General features: G+C 53.4%; 12 protein-coding genes. 6 read left to right on the plus strand and 6 right to left on the minus strand.

Going from position 1 to position 17052, the window contains the following annotated elements; translation table 11 throughout:
* Window positions 1-76 precede the first annotated feature (76 nt).
* A complete protein-coding gene (locus JK199_RS14170) occupies window positions 77-1453 on the minus strand; it encodes a transposase (protein ID WP_212356889.1) in 1377 nt (458 codons plus the stop codon).
* A gap of 538 nt (window positions 1454-1991) precedes the next feature.
* On the opposite strand from JK199_RS14170, the gene JK199_RS14175 reads away from it, so the two are divergent.
* The 4 genes from JK199_RS14175 (at window position 1992) to JK199_RS14190 (ending at window position 4835) form a co-directional block, all read left to right on the plus strand.
* Complete coding sequence (locus JK199_RS14175; protein ID WP_212377125.1) at window positions 1992-2372, plus strand: type II toxin-antitoxin system RelE/ParE family toxin; 381 nt, start codon at window positions 1992-1994, stop codon at window positions 2370-2372.
* Window positions 2356-2679, plus strand: coding sequence for a helix-turn-helix domain-containing protein (locus tag JK199_RS14180; protein WP_212377128.1), 324 nt, complete (start codon window positions 2356-2358; stop codon window positions 2677-2679). The genes JK199_RS14175 and JK199_RS14180 overlap by 17 nt, the downstream gene beginning before the upstream one ends.
* Window positions 2680-2720: 41 nt before the next feature.
* Window positions 2721-4154 (plus strand): hypothetical protein, encoded by a 1434-nt coding sequence (locus JK199_RS14185; protein WP_212377131.1) that lies wholly within the window; start codon window positions 2721-2723, stop codon window positions 4152-4154.
* A 132-nt stretch (window positions 4155-4286) separates the two neighbouring features.
* The gene (locus tag JK199_RS14190) at window positions 4287-4835 is read left to right on the plus strand and encodes a hypothetical protein (protein ID WP_212377134.1); all 549 of its coding nucleotides are present in this window, start codon (window positions 4287-4289) and stop codon (window positions 4833-4835) included.
* A gap of 417 nt (window positions 4836-5252) precedes the next feature.
* Here JK199_RS14190 and JK199_RS14195 read toward each other — a convergent pair whose 3' ends face one another.
* Window positions 5253-6530 (minus strand): HEPN/Toprim-associated domain-containing protein, encoded by a 1278-nt coding sequence (locus tag JK199_RS14195; protein WP_212377137.1) that lies wholly within the window; start codon window positions 6528-6530, stop codon window positions 5253-5255.
* 352 nt (window positions 6531-6882) lie between these two features.
* Between JK199_RS14195 and JK199_RS14200 the strand changes: the two genes are divergently transcribed.
* Window positions 6883-10854, plus strand: a complete 3972-nt coding sequence (locus tag JK199_RS14200; protein ID WP_212377140.1) for a PIN domain-containing protein — start codon at window positions 6883-6885, stop codon at window positions 10852-10854.
* A gap of 309 nt (window positions 10855-11163) precedes the next feature.
* Window positions 11164-12063, plus strand: a complete 900-nt coding sequence (locus tag JK199_RS14205; protein ID WP_212377142.1) for a hypothetical protein — start codon at window positions 11164-11166, stop codon at window positions 12061-12063.
* Here JK199_RS14205 and JK199_RS14210 read toward each other — a convergent pair.
* From JK199_RS14210 to JK199_RS14225, 4 genes are all read right to left on the minus strand, one after another.
* Window positions 12038-12190 (minus strand): hypothetical protein, encoded by a 153-nt coding sequence (locus tag JK199_RS14210; RefSeq protein ID WP_010668671.1) that lies wholly within the window; start codon window positions 12188-12190, stop codon window positions 12038-12040. The genes JK199_RS14205 and JK199_RS14210 overlap by 26 nt on opposite strands.
* 220 nt (window positions 12191-12410) lie before the next feature.
* A complete protein-coding gene (locus tag JK199_RS14215) occupies window positions 12411-12914 on the minus strand; it encodes a hypothetical protein (RefSeq protein ID WP_212377145.1) in 504 nt (167 codons plus the stop codon).
* Window positions 12915-13591: 677 nt separating this feature from the next.
* A complete protein-coding gene (locus tag JK199_RS14220; RefSeq protein WP_148262825.1) occupies window positions 13592-14110 on the minus strand; it encodes a hypothetical protein in 519 nt (172 codons plus the stop codon).
* Between the two features lie 701 nt (window positions 14111-14811).
* Window positions 14812-16458 (minus strand): vWA domain-containing protein, encoded by a 1647-nt coding sequence (locus JK199_RS14225; protein WP_159263342.1) that lies wholly within the window; start codon window positions 16456-16458, stop codon window positions 14812-14814.
* Window positions 16459-17052: the final 594 nt, after the last annotated feature.

Genomic DNA, 17052 nt, shown 5'->3' on the forward strand with positions numbered 1-17052 from the left:
GGATAGTGTTGAAAAACTCATGGTGAAGAGTGAAGGTGTTGCCCAACCACTTCGATATGCGTGCGGCTTTCTTGCCTCAGGTGGATAAGGCAGGCGCTCCGGGAGGTATCAGTTTCGCCATTTTGCGGAGATTTTGGGCAGCTGCGGCGAGATGAAACTCATCACGGGCGCCGTTTGGTCCTCTGAGCCTCAACCGATCGATCTTCAAAATGCGCTTGAGGTGAGCAAACAGCATTTCGACCTTCTTTCGTTCTCGTCTGGAGACAATATAGGCGTCGGTTAAGGCAATGTCGCGGGCCATATCACGAGCACCTTCATGAACAGAGCGCAGAACCTTACGATTGGGCTGATTGGGGCAGCATTTTTGTTTGAGAGTGCATACGTCGCACGCCAGTTTCGACGAACGGTATCGAAGTAGGTTGTCGGGAGGGGTGTTTGGTCGATCCGAGTTGATCTTGCGCCACTGCTGCTTCAGTTCCTGTCCACCAGGACAGACGTAAAGATCGTGCACGTGGTCATATGTGAAATCTCGGCGTTCGAAAGTCCCGTCCTGCCGGGCAGATTTGTCGAAGACCGGAATGTGAGGTTCTATGCCACGCTCATGAACCAGCCACGCAAGATTTTCAGCGGATCCATAAGCTGTATCCGCAGCAAGCCTTTCGGGCCATATTCCAAATATTTCCTGCGTACGCTCTATCATTCGGCGTTGCGCCGTAACCTCGGCCTGCCGGATGGCTGTCGTGGTTTCTACATCCATGATGACAGCCGATTTAAGGTCGATGAGGTAATTTGTGCAGTAGGCATAATAAGCTAGGCCACCGCTTGCAGCGTTCCAACGTGCCGCAGGATCGACCGGAGAGATATATTTTGGTTGTACGGGCGTAGCAGACCCAAATGCAGCATCGTCCAGCACCGAGAAATACTCCCGCACAGCACGATGGGCTGCCTCGATTGGCAGCTTGTCTGGGCTCGGAACACTGCGCTGCCGATTAGCGTCGGCCTTGATCGTGCTGGCATCGACCGCAAAGCCTTCACCGCCCACCAGCCCCTTGGCGATGCACTGCCGGACGGTCATTTCGAACATTTGGCGAAGCAGATCACTCTCCCGGAAGCGTCCGTGCCGGTTTTTCGAGAATGTCGAATGATCAGGCACAGGGCCGTTGAGACCAAGGCCACAGAACCACCGGTAGGCCAGGTTAAGATGGACTTCTTCACATAACCGTCGCTCGGATCGAATACCCATCACGTAGCCAACGATTAACATCCTGATGATCAGTTCGGGATCGATCGAAGGCCGCCCCGTGCCGCTGTAAAATGGGCGAAGATGCTCACGCAGGCCGTCTAGATCAACAAAGCGATCAATTGAACGCAAAAGGTGGCCAGCTGGCACATGATCTTCAAGACGGAACTCGTAGAACAGTGCCTCCTGTATTTTCGTTCGATCACCCATCATTTGCAGGTTCCTCCTGCGAAGAGTGAATCAGTGCTTCACTCTCAAAGCAAGAGCGACTTTTTCAACACTATCGGGGGTAAACGGAAGGTCAGCTTTGTGTAGGGCGATCGGTAAAACCGGACATTCACATGGATGACCCTCGCGAAGGTTTTCACCCCATTCCGGTCGTTCAAGTAACCCATGTGACTTTTTAAAAACCGACATTTGCTCACAAAAAGTCAAGCACCAGCCAATTGATTCAGTATAAGCGTTCGAATCCCACATGGTCCGGAGCCTACTCTACGGTATCCGGCAGTTCTCCATCATATCCGGGGCTTGTCAGTGGTTCGCTACGCCCCTCCCAATTACCTGGCCTTCGCCGTTGGAAAACTGCCGCTTGCCCTCGCTTTGAGAGTATCCACCACCCTCAGGAAGAGGCGAGAATCTGTGGCAGACCATCCGCGGCGCCTTCGCGCACCGACTCTTCCCCGACGGAAGTGGGGCGTCCCGTCGATTCCGGCATCTTGCCGTTGATAGCACTTAGTGCTACATATCGACCATGACCGAGGCTGAGGAAGCTACACGGGTCTTCAAAACCCGCTGGTTCTCCAAGGCGGCGAGAAAGGCCCTTATCACGGATGAGGAACTCTGCAAGGCCATCGCGGAGGTCATGAAGGGTCAGGCTGACGACCTGGGCGGGGGCGTTTTCAAGAAACGCCTCAACAAAAATATGCATCGCAGTATCATCCTAGCGCGGGGCCGTAAGTATTGGGTTTATGCCTACCTGTTCGCAAAAAAGGACAGGGAGAACATAGAGGACGACGAACTAGATGCCTTTCGCGATTTGGCCGATGTGTATGCGACTAAATCAGCGGAAGACCTTGCCAAGGAACTAGTTGCCAAGGAGCTTGTGGAGATTTGTCATGAGCAGAAAGCCTAAATACAAGAGCGACGCCTTCGAGGCGATCCATAGCAGCGCTGCAGGCATGTTACGGGCGGGAACGATCGACAAGGCGACGATGCGCCGATTTGACGAGTCCTGCCTGACCGTGCCGCCTCCGATCGAGCCTGCACAAATCAAGCAACTCCGCGAGGCGAACAATGTCAGCCAGCCTGTGTTTGCTCGCTATCTCAACACGAGCGAGAGCACTGTAGAGAAGTGGGAGACCGGCGCGAAGAAGCCGAGCGGTATCGCGCTCAAGCTACTCTCTCTCGTGCAAAAGCATGGCCTGCGGCATCTCGCATGAGCAAAGGGCTCCACGCAATCATAAGCATTGGAAGCTAGTTGATGAGCACCATTGTTGCCACGACAGGCTCCAATAGCCTTGTCGATCCGCAGGCTCAGCGCCTAGTGGATTTTCTGCGTGACGTGGGTCTACCTTATGACAACATCATGGCCGACCCGTCCGAACGCTCGATCATCGCGAGCAACCTTCCGGGGTATCTCCAATCGCTGCCGGCGGAGGTCAAACGCGACGCACGGTACCTTGCCAAGTTCGTGATCGGGGCTGGCTCCGGCCTGTTCGACTATGCGCTTAACGCGATCTGGAACGAGGTCGTGATCGACCTTCGGAAGAAGGCATCGCTCTACGGACTCGACATTTTCTTCGATGCTGCCGTGGGGGGCAGCAAAACGCGCGAATTTTACAAGACCGAGGATGATCTCGCCGCTCTCAAGGATGCAGTGCTCCTCGATACATGCCGTAAGTTGGAACTGATTTCCGATACCACTTACAAGAAGCTTAAGCACATTCTGGATATGCGGAATGATATCGGCATATCCCATCCGACCAACTACAACATCAACGCCTTTGAGCTGCTTGGCTGGTTGCAGACTTGTGTTCAGGACGTTCTGCACGACCGGCCGACCGAGGCGGCTCTTCAAGTCCAAGCCTTCATTTCCAATTTGAAGGGGCATACTACGCCTCTCGATCAGGCCACAAAACAGAACATCGAGCGCCGCTTTACGGAGCTGCCGAGCCACCTGTGCGGAAGCCTGCTTAGGACGGTGTTCGGAATCTACGTCGCCCCGGACACCGATCCGGGGGTGCGGAAGAACATCGCCGTCCTGGCGCCTGCGCTCTGGAAGACGTGCCCTGACGAGCCGCGTTACCGGCTAGGGATCGTACTGGAAGGCTACAACACCAATCTCTATAAGGATAAATATACCCTCGGGGAGCAGTTCTTCGGCCTTGTCGGTGGCAATGCCTACCGTTCAGCATCTGAGCGCGTCATTATTGTCGATACGCTTATTACGGAGTTGCTGGACAAGCACAATGGTTGGGACAATTTTCACCACGAGGCACCTGTGGCTGCCAACTTGTGGTCCTATGTTCCGGATCAAAGCTCGATCTTCGACAACCTCGCGGCCCGTCTTTTCAAGACGGTCCTGCTGTGCCGGATCGGAAGGGGTGTTTCCTACAACAACGGCGTCTCGCCCGGTGGCAAGCGCTATTATGACGCGATCCTGAACCTTGGCGGTGACAAGTTCGCGTCGCACGTCATGGCCGCGTTCACCTACTACGAGATTTCGGGTCAACTAGGCCGCGCGATCTGCCGGACCCAAGCTAAGCAGGCGTTAGAAGCCGCTCGTACCAACGTCATCAACCAACGGCTGATCGAGTGCCTGACCTACCTCATCGACCATATTGAGGCGAATCCAGGTTGCGCGACCAGCACCGAGTTCAAGCGGCTGTCAGCCGACTACATCCGTTGGAACTGACGAAGGTCTTGCACAGAACAATCCTTCAGGATGTTGGCACGACGAATGTAAGGAGCCTGTGACTCTTCATGGTTCGTACTGTATTAGATCGTGTTCCGGCTCCTGGATGGGCCAGCATTCACTAGGACAGCCATGTCGCTACAGTTCGATCCGCAGACGGGAAAAATCACTTACAGGGGGAAGGAGGTAGGCGAGCATGTTTTCAAGGATGGCCGTTCCACCGTTCGGCTTAACATTGAATACAAAGGCGACGACGATTGGATCGTCCCGCTAAGTTGGTTTGCCTACGGGCTTTCCAAGCTTCCTGAAAACCAGCCTGCTACAGCACTGCTGACTGTCGAAACATCCGAGGACAGCATTGCCGAGGAGTTCGAGGTCGTACGCTACCTGATTGAGAAACAGGTGAAACGCGGTGGCTACATTTGGAAATTCCACAAGAACGATGCCGACGAGTGGCCGTCACCATTGCACGGGCATGACTACGACAAGGGATTAAAACTCGATGCCATCACAGGGGAAATCTATGATGTGGGAACGCGGCAGCGTTGCAAGACCCTGAAATCGCGCGATTTGCAGGCCGTTCAATCCAATCTTAGGGAATCAAAGGACTTCAAGGATGCGGTCAGCACGCTAGTTGATAAGACTTCTGTCACTACTGCGCCTAGTAGTCCTCAGCTGTAGCATTCCGTTCCTCTCATCGGGAGATCAGGGCTCAACCATATCGCCATCCGATTCCATCCGTTCCGCAAGGGTGCCTAATGGCATGGAAGCTTACAGCGGGCTTTATTAGGTGTCTATGGTGTAGGTATAGTGCCAACTTCATCGTTCCCGGCCCGCTTGGTGAGATTCGAACCTCGACAGGGTAAAATGTATGCGCAAGTCCGCAATCCGGCTTTGCCAGCAGAGCGTCGGATGATTCATGTCGGCTTTCGGGAAACGCTCCCAACCGCCTGTATGTCTGACATGAAGGCGATAGCAGAGAGTCTGGTCTCGGCACGGGAATGAAAAAAGGGAGAGGCATTTTTATGCATATTGAGCGGTTAATTTGTATGTTTCCCGCGGTCCAAATCAAACCAAAATATCCACGATCTTATTAGATCAGACCGGGAAAGAGATTTTCGCGGCTTCCTTGATTAGCGTGTCGAGTAAAATCTGTAGCTTTGCAGAATTGTAGGTTCCATCGCGGAATGCTTCATCGGTCTGTTTATTGAAATGACGTGAATACGAGTCTTTGAACTCTAAAGCTCCATGCCAGCGATCGACATTCTCTCCCCTTTTGTTCCATTTAATTTTTGGAGGTCCGTAATTTGGAAGGTTGAGGTCAAGATAGCATTCGATCGCCGCGGCGCGTCCATTGATGTCTGCTGAACTCTCTCCACCGGGACCGCAAACGGGGAAGGTGCTAAATTCATCTAAATCCGGCAATCGCATCGAGCGCATGTTGTTTGGTAGGCATAGACATTGGAGACGCTGGAAACCCTGCCTTCCTTCTACGTCATTGTCGAAAATAAAGAGAATTTTGTTTTGGATATCGATACGCATGAGCCCTTCGGCGAATTTTACGAGGCTACTCACACTCCAAAAATGATGTGTGTTCCTCACATCAACAAAATTAAAGAAATCGGCAATATCCGGATGAAAGATTGTGAGCGATCTTTTGATAATTGTCGTATCCGATGAACCCTCTGTCGCTATCAACACTTTCTGGGGTCGTCGTGCGTTCGGCTGAAAATCGTGAATGCTAGCCCAGCCGTTACTAACAAGAGGGCCAAATTCCCAGGATACTTCAATATCCAAATTCTCGGGATTAAGAGCGAAGACTTGTAGCATCGATTCGGCACTTAAGATGCAAATATATGATGAAAAATAGCTTCCTTCTGAGTAGTATAGATTATCCAATCGATCGCTAGGCAGTCGTGAAAAATCGTCAGCATATACGGCGAAGCGACCCTGTGCAGTTCTCTCCCAATCTTGTGTTTCGTCTTCGATATACTCGTCGCTCATTGAACTGATCGGATAGCGACAGGCAAGCAAGCAGAAATCTTCGAAAGTTAGGAAAGAACTCTCATCATCCCGCGGAGGTACCACAGAACCGGCAATAACGGCCTCGTACTCCATTCGCGCAGTATCCAACGAATGGTTCAACAATTCTAGGCGTGGAACTATCCGACGCAATGTCCGTGCAAATACCATCCCTGAAATTTCCCGATCTTCCTCCTTTTCAGAATTCTCAGAATTGTTGTCGTTATCTATCTCCTCACTTCTACGTTGAGTTTGATCTCCTTCCTGAAACAAATGCCCGAAATCAATGCCCATGTGGTTTTTGGCGTAGGACAGCGAGATCCCGCCAACCATCAGATTGATTTCCGTGCCCATGCTAGCCCTACTCGTTCTTCATCCGTCCACAGTTTTGCGCGAACATAATGACTTGTCGAGCGCCACGCTGGGCGATTTGTTCGTCGATGTCTGCTTTGGAGACCGAACGCATGAGTGCGTTTCGTCCACCATGTAGGCGAGAGTAGAATGTCGGTTATCGGGAGGAAATGAGCGAAAGTAGCCATGTGCGGCGTCAACTCTCATGGCAACGATCGACCGAATTTACTCCATTCAGTGCAGAAGGCGCCGTTGTAGAAGCGGCCGCTTTCAGCGTAAACTGACGTTCAATTTTTAGCTTGGGAATGGCAAGTAAGTCCCAAATTTCTCTATAGGGAAATGGAAAAACCGACGCGTGGCTTCCTCGACGATCATCAATATCCCGACCGACGACAAGGTTTTTGAGAGCAACTGTATTCCGCTTTTCGCAGGGCTTCTCAATGATCCAAACGTCAAGCATGTGGGTACGCGAGGCAAGAAGCAGTTTGGCCTTGATCTGATCGGCAAGCGCGACCGAAATCCACACCAGCCGGTCGGCATCCAGTGCAAACTCATCACCCGTGGCGCGAAGCTCCGCGAAACGATGATCCGCGAGGAGGTCGAGCAGGCGATGAGTATCGAACCGGCACTAACGGAATTCTATATCGTCACCACCGCGACCAACGACGCCGCTCACGATATCCTTGCGATTGAGTTGGCCCAAGAACAGGCGAAGCGTGGCCGCATAGTCGATATTCAGGTCTGGGGCTGGGACACCCTCCAGGAAAAGATCAGAAACGACCCGAAGGCGCTTGCTGCCTTCGACCCTGATTACAGCGCATCGACCAATCGCCTGCTTGAGCTCGGAAGCGAGACGCTGTCGGGGCAAGCGGAGATCCGCGCTCAGAATGACCAGACCCTACAATATCTGGCGGAGATCCGGACGACGATTGCGATCGGTCCAATAGATACGGCCCGCAGTGCCTTCGATCAGCATCTCGATGCACAGATCGACCAATATCGCGATATGCTGAACGCAGGGAAGCCGCGTACCACGCTGGAATTGCTCCAAGCACTTGATAATACACTCGACGAGAAGAGTGCGGTCTCGGTCCGTGCGCGGGTCAAGGTCAATCTGGCGATCTCCCAGATGAAGCTTGGCGAAGAAATCAATGCCGCCCATCTTCTCGATGAAGCTTATACCCTCAATCCGACAGACCCACGCATGCGATCGAACAAGATCCTTTCACTCGCCATTCAGGGAGATTTGGTGAGTGCCTGGGCGTTTGCAAAGAAAACACTCGCTGAGGATTCTGGTAATACAGGTGCTGCCGGGTTCGCCTTCCAAGTGGCGGCGATGGACAGTGTCGAGAGAGACCCCATGGCCATCGTCCCTCTGGACCTTCTGGATGACCATAACGTTCGCATCCACCACATTAACTACCTGCGCCAGAAAGGTGCCCCGAATAGCTGGTGGGCTCTCGCTGCCGAGACGCTCGAACGCTTCCCTGAACATGGCAGTTCTATCCGTATGGCCGGTGAGGCGCTGGTCGACGAGGCTCTTTCCGGCAACGTCGTCGAACGCCTCGGCCCTGTTCGCGATGATCGACAGACCAAGCTTAGCAAGGGCGCGGAACTGCTGCAGCGCCACTGGGATGAGGTTCGTCACTTTGAGCATGCGGCTGAGCCCGATTGGTGCATGGTTGGGTATAATCTCGTAACTGCCTACCGGGCGCTGGGAGATCTTGAGCAGGCGAAACGCATTGCAGACCAAGTTCTGGCGACTGGGACCAAAGATCCAAATGCTACGCTGACGGCGGCATGGGTTGCTATTGATCTCGAAGCATTCGCCGAGGCGAAACACCTCCTCCGCAGAGCTCTCCTTTCCGACAATGCGGTCATTCCACTGCTTGTAGCACTTTCCAACCTCCACGAATGGCCGGAGGTCATCAAGGAGGCGACCGACGAGCGCCGTGAAAAACTGCCGATTGCTGCGCGCCAGCTTTTCGACGTGTTGGTCTTCCGCGCGCGGCAAGCTGGTAAGATGGGCGTAAATCTTGACGAAGATGTCGAGCAACTCCTCGAACGCTGGCCGCTGGGTGTCGGGGCCCATATCGCTGTGGCGGATATTTATCGGATAGCGAGACCTGAAGCGCTCGCAGCGATGGCCGAGAAGACGCGATCGCTTATCACGCCGGCGACAAGCTATTCAGACAGGGTGATGTTCGCCCAGCTCTCGCTGTTGCGTGAGGCATGGGAAGATATCATTGACGTACTCGATGGGTTTGTTGGCGTAGACCGGCCGTCAGAGCCGCTGGCTTGGCTTGCCCACGCCTTCGCAAACGCGCCGACGCAGGCGAGGACATCGCCTTTCTATCAATCGCTTGCCCCGGAGGTGATCGCTCTTCCGCTCTATGCGCGGCTGGCTGGCGCGGCTGAGTACAATCGGGGCGATCTAGGAGCTGCAGAGCGCTACCTTCGCTCTGCGATTTCTGCAGTGCCGACTGATCTGCGCGCCATTCTCCTGCTATCGCGCACGCTGGTCCGCGCCAATAAGGAAGGCGAAGCCCGGGATTTAGTCGCAGGCATTGATGACGACGTGGTAAACGGTTCTCCCGACGATTTCATGCGGCTTGCTCACTGGCATCGCCGCGCAGGTGAAGCCACGCGGGCGCTACGACTTGCTTATAGGGTGGCCGCAACCAATCGGCACGATGAAAACGTCGTGTCCTCTTATCCTTCACTCATCTTCATGAACGAGGCCATGCCTTCTCCGATTGGTCGGGCAGGTCCTGCACAGACTGACTTCTGGTTTGACCTTGAAGGGTTGGACGGCGCCAGGGATGTCACCGGCATCATCGGCGGTGAAGAAATTGTCGGGATTGACCGGTTTGCGTTGGATCATCCCTTGGCAGCTGCTTTGATGGGGAAATCTGTCAACGAAGTAATTGAAATCCCGGCGACAATCAGCGTTTCGAAGCTCTACAGGATAAGAGAGCTCAAGCACAAATATATCTGGCTACTCCACGATATCATGGCGAAACACGCGGCCCGGTTCCCATCTGCGCGATCCCTGTTCGAGCTGAGTGTGAAGGACGGCGACTTACAGCCGATCCTTGACGTGGTTCGCGACCTTCAGGACAAGGATGACGTGGTCGCCACGACCTACACGTCCCACCCTGTCCCGCTAGCGGCGATTGCGGCGTGCTCTAACCGGTCAGTCCTTCAACTGGCTGAATATCTGACGCGAACCGGAACCAATCTCCGCACCTGTGTCGGTACGGCTGACGAGCGCGAAGAAGCCACAATGTTCGTACGCCAAGCGCGCGGTAAGGGGGTTGCGCTTGACACACTAACCATCTGGCAACTGCGCGAACTGGGGCATCTCCAAGCGGCAAAGGATTATTTCGGAAGGCTGTGCATCGCACGCTCGACTATGGACGAGATGATCGAGCTGCGAGCGAAGGTCATGAGTGCCCGTGGGCGCGAATTCATGACCATAGCCTTCGATAGTGAACAGGCATATCGGCAGGTCCATAGCCCCGAAGACACGGAGAAGCGGCTGGCATGGGTGAATGCGATCATTGAGGACCTCGAGAACCTTTGTGAGATCCTGCCGGTCAACGGATCGCTCAATGTTCGGCTGGACAAGCTTTTCGACAATTTTGGATCTAAGGTAATATTCGATCCTATCAACCTTGCGCGAAGCGCAGATGTCATCATCCTCTCGGAAGATCTGAACCTCCGCCAATATGCAGCAAGTCAGGGCGTCAAGGGTGGAGCGTGGCTCCAAGTGGTCCTGAACGTATTTGCAGGGGATGGCCTGATCACACGCGACCAGTATCTGGTCAGTGTTGGCCTGCTCGCGACAATGCGCCACGGTCATCTCAGCCTCGACGCTCAGACCTTGCTCCAGATGCTCGCACTAGACGATCCAAGAGCGTTCGCATTGTTCAACGCCGCTATCCAGTTCATCGGTGGAGCCAATGCTAATATGCCTTCACACATCGCCGTTTCAGTCGACACCATGAGGGGCGCATGGAAGCTGAATTTGCCTTCATGGCAGCAAAGCCGCGTCATAGGTAGGTTGCTCACGCAACTGACGCAGTCACGACCCGACGACTGGAAAGTGCTCCTTCACATTATCGATGCCGAACTAGCGAGATATGCCCATGCCGGCGATCATCTTGCCCAAAGGGCGCGGGATCATTTGGCAGACTGGATTAAAGGCCATTTTTACGACTTGGCTGAAATCCGGTCAAAGGAGCGTGTCATCGCATCTGTCAAACCTAAGCGCCGGACAAAGAGAACAAAAGCATCTCGTCCCAAGAAAGTTGGCCGAAGTTAGGGCGAATGCCTCGCACTCATCAGGAACGGCAGGTATTGCCTATTCATGATTCGAGAGCCGCTTATCTCGAATATCCCAAACACGCTTCATAGAGCTTCACATAACAATGTCGGCTTTCGGGAGACTGTCATGCCCGTTTGAGTGTCGACTGTGTAGGCAGCTACAGCCATCTTGCTCCCAGGAATTATAGTTCTTAGCTTATCAGCATTAACGCAGCATCGTCTCATTACGCGATAAACGCGCGTTGCAACAAGAAAATGGAACTGTTTTTCACATTCCACCTATAAGGGTGGAAGCAGAGGAGTGTTAATGCCCAAATTGAATGCAGATTTTGTTGCCGATTGGGTCGCTATGCTGAGATCTTATTTGATTGATGAACAAAGATGGCCCGCAGTCGAGATCGCAGCGTTGCCCGATGGGGATTTACCGAGTCATTATTTCGACGCGCAACGCCGACGTATTGCAAGCGTCCCCCGAACCATCGAGATTGGAGACAGCTTTGTCTGCCCACCAGACTATGAAGCTGGTTGGACTATGCTCCAAGAGAAAGTGAAAAAGGGGGAAGATATCAATGGCCACCTCAGTATGGGCCATATCTCACTTCTCAACCATGATGGACTGCTTGCCGAGTGGGGAGTGCATCATTTTCATCTTGGAACCACCTTTCACCCGAAAAATCCTGCCTACGCAGACAGAACCGGACCTCTTCTCTATGCGATCGTGGGGAATGAAGCCTTTTATGCGATTAATGTTTATGATCATTATAGTTTTGAAAATATCGACGTTCTCGAAAGCATTCATCGAAACTGGCCAGAAATGATTAGCCGCTATCGCGCGAAAGGCGTCACCGGAGGTGCTTGGAATAAAGAGCAACGACGAGCGCTCAGGCGCAAAAATGCCAACGTTTCTGTGACCACCTCAGATGGCACCGTGTATATGCCGATCGGTGGCGGAGTTGTGGCGTCGGGTATCAATATGGAAGCGATCCGCCTTGCAGATTACTGGTTCTTAAAAATTCGTGGTTTCCAATCTGATTTCGAGAAGCAACTCGCCAGTATACTGCCAACTCTCACGCAAAACCGTTATGCAGGCGAGGGCACGATTGAGGCAGAGCTCAAGTCGTTCTCGGGAGAGAACGCGCAGGTTTTTTTACCGAAATACGATGTGCTTGCGAAAGTAACGCTCATTCAATCAGCGCGATCCCCTTGAAAGCAAATCCGGCTTCCTCTCTGGAATTAGCTGGAAAGCCGCCGTTTGGTTTGTTGATCAGAAACGGCAGCTTCGGCCCCGACTTGGACTTCAGAACACCGACAGGTTGCTCCACCATCAGGAGCATTGGTTTGAGCCAGCTATCACGCGCATGGGCGGGCTGCTGTCTCCACGAAGCATTGAACGTCCGCTCCTGGGACCACCCATAAGGCCAACCTATGTCAGAGAAGAGGGCGACTGCTGCCTGTCTGCTCCTTTATCACTGAGCAGGCAGGCAGATCAGGGGGGATTCCAGTCTGTCGGCTTCGTGGCACAAAATCTTTTGGATCGGACGTCTTCGCCAATTCTCAGGGCATCACGTGTGATTGCGGATAACCTTGGAATATCTGAGCTTCCATATTTAGAAGAAATTCGTCGTCTTTAAAATTTTTGGCAGTCGGCTCGATCTCGTTCAAGACCGCATGTAAAACAGAGGTGCCAATGCGTTTTTGCTTAATCAAAAGCGCCACCGTCCTGCGCATAATCGCCCCCTCGGCCGCATTGAAAAGATGCGATATCTCAGTGGCGAAATCGAGAAACGACAGGCAATCGGATGTATGGGCAGTAGAGGCTTCGTACTTTTTAATATCTGTCCCCGCGCGCTTAGTCACATTATCAAGCTGGAAGCTGCTTAGCTCTTGGCCCGCTGCACGCGCCAGATAAAGTTCGGCCGCCACACCCCCGGCGTATATCTCTTGCCCGGCTCGACCGGGGGCATTAGCACCGACTCTGCGCCCGGCCCACGAAAAGGCGTCATTGTGCCAATCGACGATGACAGCGTCGGAAGGAATTTTATTCTTGTGCGCCATCATGACGTGGCCACATTCATGCCAGCAAACTTGAACTAAATTTGTCTGCCGCTGAACCTCCAACCTAGAGCACAGTTCAACAAGAATCGTATGCGCATTGCTCTTAATGTTACCGGCGCGGTCTGTATTCTTTGCGGACAGAATGTCTGAAAGCCTAAGTACCTGCAAACTCAGCTCGCGCGTGCTCGCAATGCCCGCCGTGGATAAAGCGTTACACATAGCCGGAGCATACACGCTGTTCTGCTCAGCTTCCTCGCACTTTTTGGGATCACCAAGATTAGCGCTGCACGAGCGTACCAAGTACGCGAGTTCTACCCCATACCTTACCCTCAGGGATTCCGATCCCTCATCATGCATATAATTGGGCCCTTCATTTATCTTTTAAGCGCAATCTTTCGAGACTAAATGGTCACCTCAAGCGCGGTATGTAAACTGCATAAGCGAGATTCATTCGATAACTATTTGGAAATGTTAACGTGGAGGTCGGGTCTGCAACCCTTCAGAGGCGGTCTGGGCCAAGGCAGGTTTAGGGACGCCAGCCCTAACTCGCTAGAAGTCACGTCCGGTTCGGGAACGCGCAAGATTTCGCTTCGGTATCCGAGAAGAAGGCGAAAGCTGCCTTTCTGCTTGCCGTGCGCCAACTCTCCTTCTCTGGTGAGAAGGAGAGCCGGTTCATCAGTCTACCCGTTTTGAACTTTCACCCAAAAGCGTTCTGTAGCTGACCGCCGTGGCTCCCATCCAGCCTCTTTGAGCTGAAGAGGCAATTCCTTTTCGGCGGCGTCTGGGACGGCCTTCAGGATTTCGGCGATTGTTGTCCGGTTTCGCCCCGCGAGATAGGTATCGAGACTCACAGCGGGTACCAGTGCTGAGAACGCAGGCATCGGGATTTCGTCGATCCGGATGCATTCCTCCTCCTCAAGATACTCTGCAACCCGGTGTAAGCCGAGGAATTTCACCCCGGCCAGCCCGTCTTCGGTATAGAATCCCGACCCTGCCGCATCGGCAAACATGTCCCAAAGCCTCTCCACAACCAGGGGTGGAAGATGCTGGAGCATGGTGAGCCGGTTGATCGGCTCCCACCGGAGAAGTTCATCCGGCGCACCGACGATCACTTCGATCCGATCTGTGGCGACATTGAACCGGATCCGGCCCTTCATTCGGGCACGGATTTCGTCCCGCATTTCCTGCTCATCGCGCATGATGATGTTCCTCATTGGTTTCTACGTTTCGTTCTGAACGGATCTGAGAAACCGGTTGAGGCGGCCCTGTTGGCCATGGCACGATGCGGATGCGCGCAATCGCCCGGCCCTCTTTCGAAGGTCGGGACGCATGTAACTGTCTGATATGCCAGTATTTCATGGCGATCAGACGTCGATTGTGAGTGAGTTATGATGGAAGTGGTTGCGGGGGCAGGATTGCTTCTCAGCTTGCGGCAACCGCAAGTTGAGAGCAAAGCGGGATTAATAGGCTGTTTTAATGAACTTTTTTCGGCACACGCATGACCTCTTACTGAATAAATGCCCCCTACCCTCATAAAGCGTAAAGCTTATGCATCCAGAGCTATGTCCGCTTCCGCCTCGAGGCAGACATCGAAGTGGTGATGGCGGTTGCCCAAAAGCCGACATTGTTAGGCGAAGGGCGATAGACCGTACGTGGGACAAAGTTGCCATTCCCATCGACGTGCAGGACCGACAGCTTTGACATGAAGCGGCCATTGCAACGTGTCGACCGATCAATATTCGGGTATGCCCAAATCAGCTCAGTCGTGTGTCCATGCGTCTGACAATACAATCTTCGATGATGCTAGGCGCGATGCCCTCTGCCGACGCAAAGATTTACCACAACACCATGTTGGAGATGAAACCGCCGTTATTCCGCAGCGAGCGGAGCATGATTAGGATCAATTCAGGTCGCTAGGCCCCAACACCCAAATCGCCTCCGCCAATTCCCGCAAACCGGCGAGTGTTCCGTCTTCAAATTCGCCATCTGTGGCAACCAGTAGTGTTGGTCGAACCTCAGCGGACCGTATCGCGCTTAACGTTTCGTATAGCGGTGCGAGGGCCGTCCCATCAAACGTTGTATTCTCGATCTCGCGAGATTGGATTGCTTTGATCAGACCGGACTTTGCGACGGCCACTGAGCCGAACGAGATGTATCGATCCTCCAGCCGTTTTGCCTTTGCACCGGCTAAGATGTAACGGAGCGCTTTGTGAAGGAACGGACGGAAACTGGCCGACTGATCGATCAATGCAATCGCCGGCGCTTGCGCCGTCACAAAAATGCCAAAAAGTTCCGACTTCAGGCGTGTGAGACCCACACCGCTTGGACGGACGCTAAAGACGATGCGAGGTCGAAATTTCAGATCGTCCCGAGTCATATATTCGAGGACTAGTGCTCTTCCCCCGAGGCTGCGATATTTTTCGAGCGTGCCTACATAGTCACTCATGCCATAACCATGCAATTCGGAAAATTTGGCATCGAATACGGCAAGAGCTTTGCCGTTTGCCGATGGATTATCGAAAATCGCAAAATCGGGCATGGTGGAATGGCTCGCTGCCTTATACTGGAAAAAGATCCACGCGTTTGTGCCGACCTTTGCAACAGGCTGTTTCGCCCCGGCATAGCGCAGGTTCCATACCTTGTTTCCTGTGACAGAACGCACCTGATCTAGGATTACCGGATAACCAACCTGCCCAAGCGTCGCCAAAAGGAAACACAATAGCCAGACTTCGTAGAGTTGTGGCAAGTTCCGAAAAACTGATACAGCGAGGAGATCTGCGATGCCTGTCGCGCTTTCGAGTAGATCACCAGTCAATTTAATGCGCTCTACAAAGATCGTGACCTTTTCTATCTCTTCTTTATATTCTTCTGTAGGATATCGTCCGGATTCATGAGCCGTGACCAAATGATCTAGTTCGCTAGAGATTGCCGAACATTTATCGGCAATTGCCTTGAGCAGCTTGTCATTGAGCGGGTCGGGCAACGCATTCTTGATGCTCTCGATCTGCTGGCGCAGCAGGTCTACCTCAAACTCGTTGTATGTCGAGTCTGGCTGATCATACATATAAAAAGAAGTGCCGCGACGTAGCTTCCATTGGGCATGAGGCCGGTCGCTGCTACATTCGAGTAGTCGGTCGAGGGCATCGGAGGCCTTACGCCAAAGCATCTCAACATCTTGATCTCGCTTCCACCGTCGACGTGACGCCGTATTCCATTGGCTGAGGATCTTGCGATGTTGCGGTTTCAATTCTTCTAAGCCAGGCAAAGTCGCGACGTCGCTAGTTGTGCGGGCTGCCAGGCCGTGCTGTTCAAGGAACGCGACGACATCGGCAACCATTTCGATAGCTGGTCCATGCTCGTCAAGGACTTCGCGCAGCAAACGCGTTTTCGAAATACGGAGTTCGATCAGCGCAGGATCGTTGCGGACGGCGTTTCTGTCCTTGCCTGGCACGCCGATCTCGGCGGCCAACTTCTTCCATCGCTCGGCGGAAATCAATCCGACGAGTTTGGCATGTGGAAGCGCTTTACGCAGGCGTGATGGATTCATAGCGGCAGACATCTCGTGTGGGCAACGTTGAAACAGACTTATATCACTATAAGATGGCGCTAAAGCCCAAGTGGAAAACTCTTTTTTCCCAGTGTGCAAGTGCCTCGATCGAACTGATTGCACATTAGCCGTCTTCGGCAGATCCTTTGGTGCAGGAGCCGAGTTTTGGTCTTCCCCAAAAGGGCGATTTGTCCATCGCTGCCGACCGCTCTGAGGCCAGAACAAGATATTACAGATTGAGAAGTGGACGAGCGGCGCTGGTCGGAAGCTGTTGCGCTGGGGGTTCGGGCATGGAAATGTAAGGCAATAGCGTGGAATCGGTGTGGTGGGCGGACCAGGTGGGCTTCTAACGCGTATACTGAATCAATAGGCTGACGCTTGGCTGGTTCATGAGTAAATGCCGGCTTTCAGAAAGTCTCATGGGTTATTTGAACGACCGGAATGAGGTGAAAACGTTCACGAGGGTCGTCATGTGAATGTCCAGTTTTACTGATCACCCTACATGAAGCTGACGTTCCGGGGGGGGGGGGGGGGGGGGGGGGGGGGGGGGGGGGGGGGGGGGGGGGGGGGGGGGGGGGGGGGGGGGGGGGGGGG

The organism is Acetobacter persici, from assembly GCF_018256955.1.
Lineage (GTDB): Bacteria > Pseudomonadota > Alphaproteobacteria > Acetobacterales > Acetobacteraceae > Acetobacter > Acetobacter persici.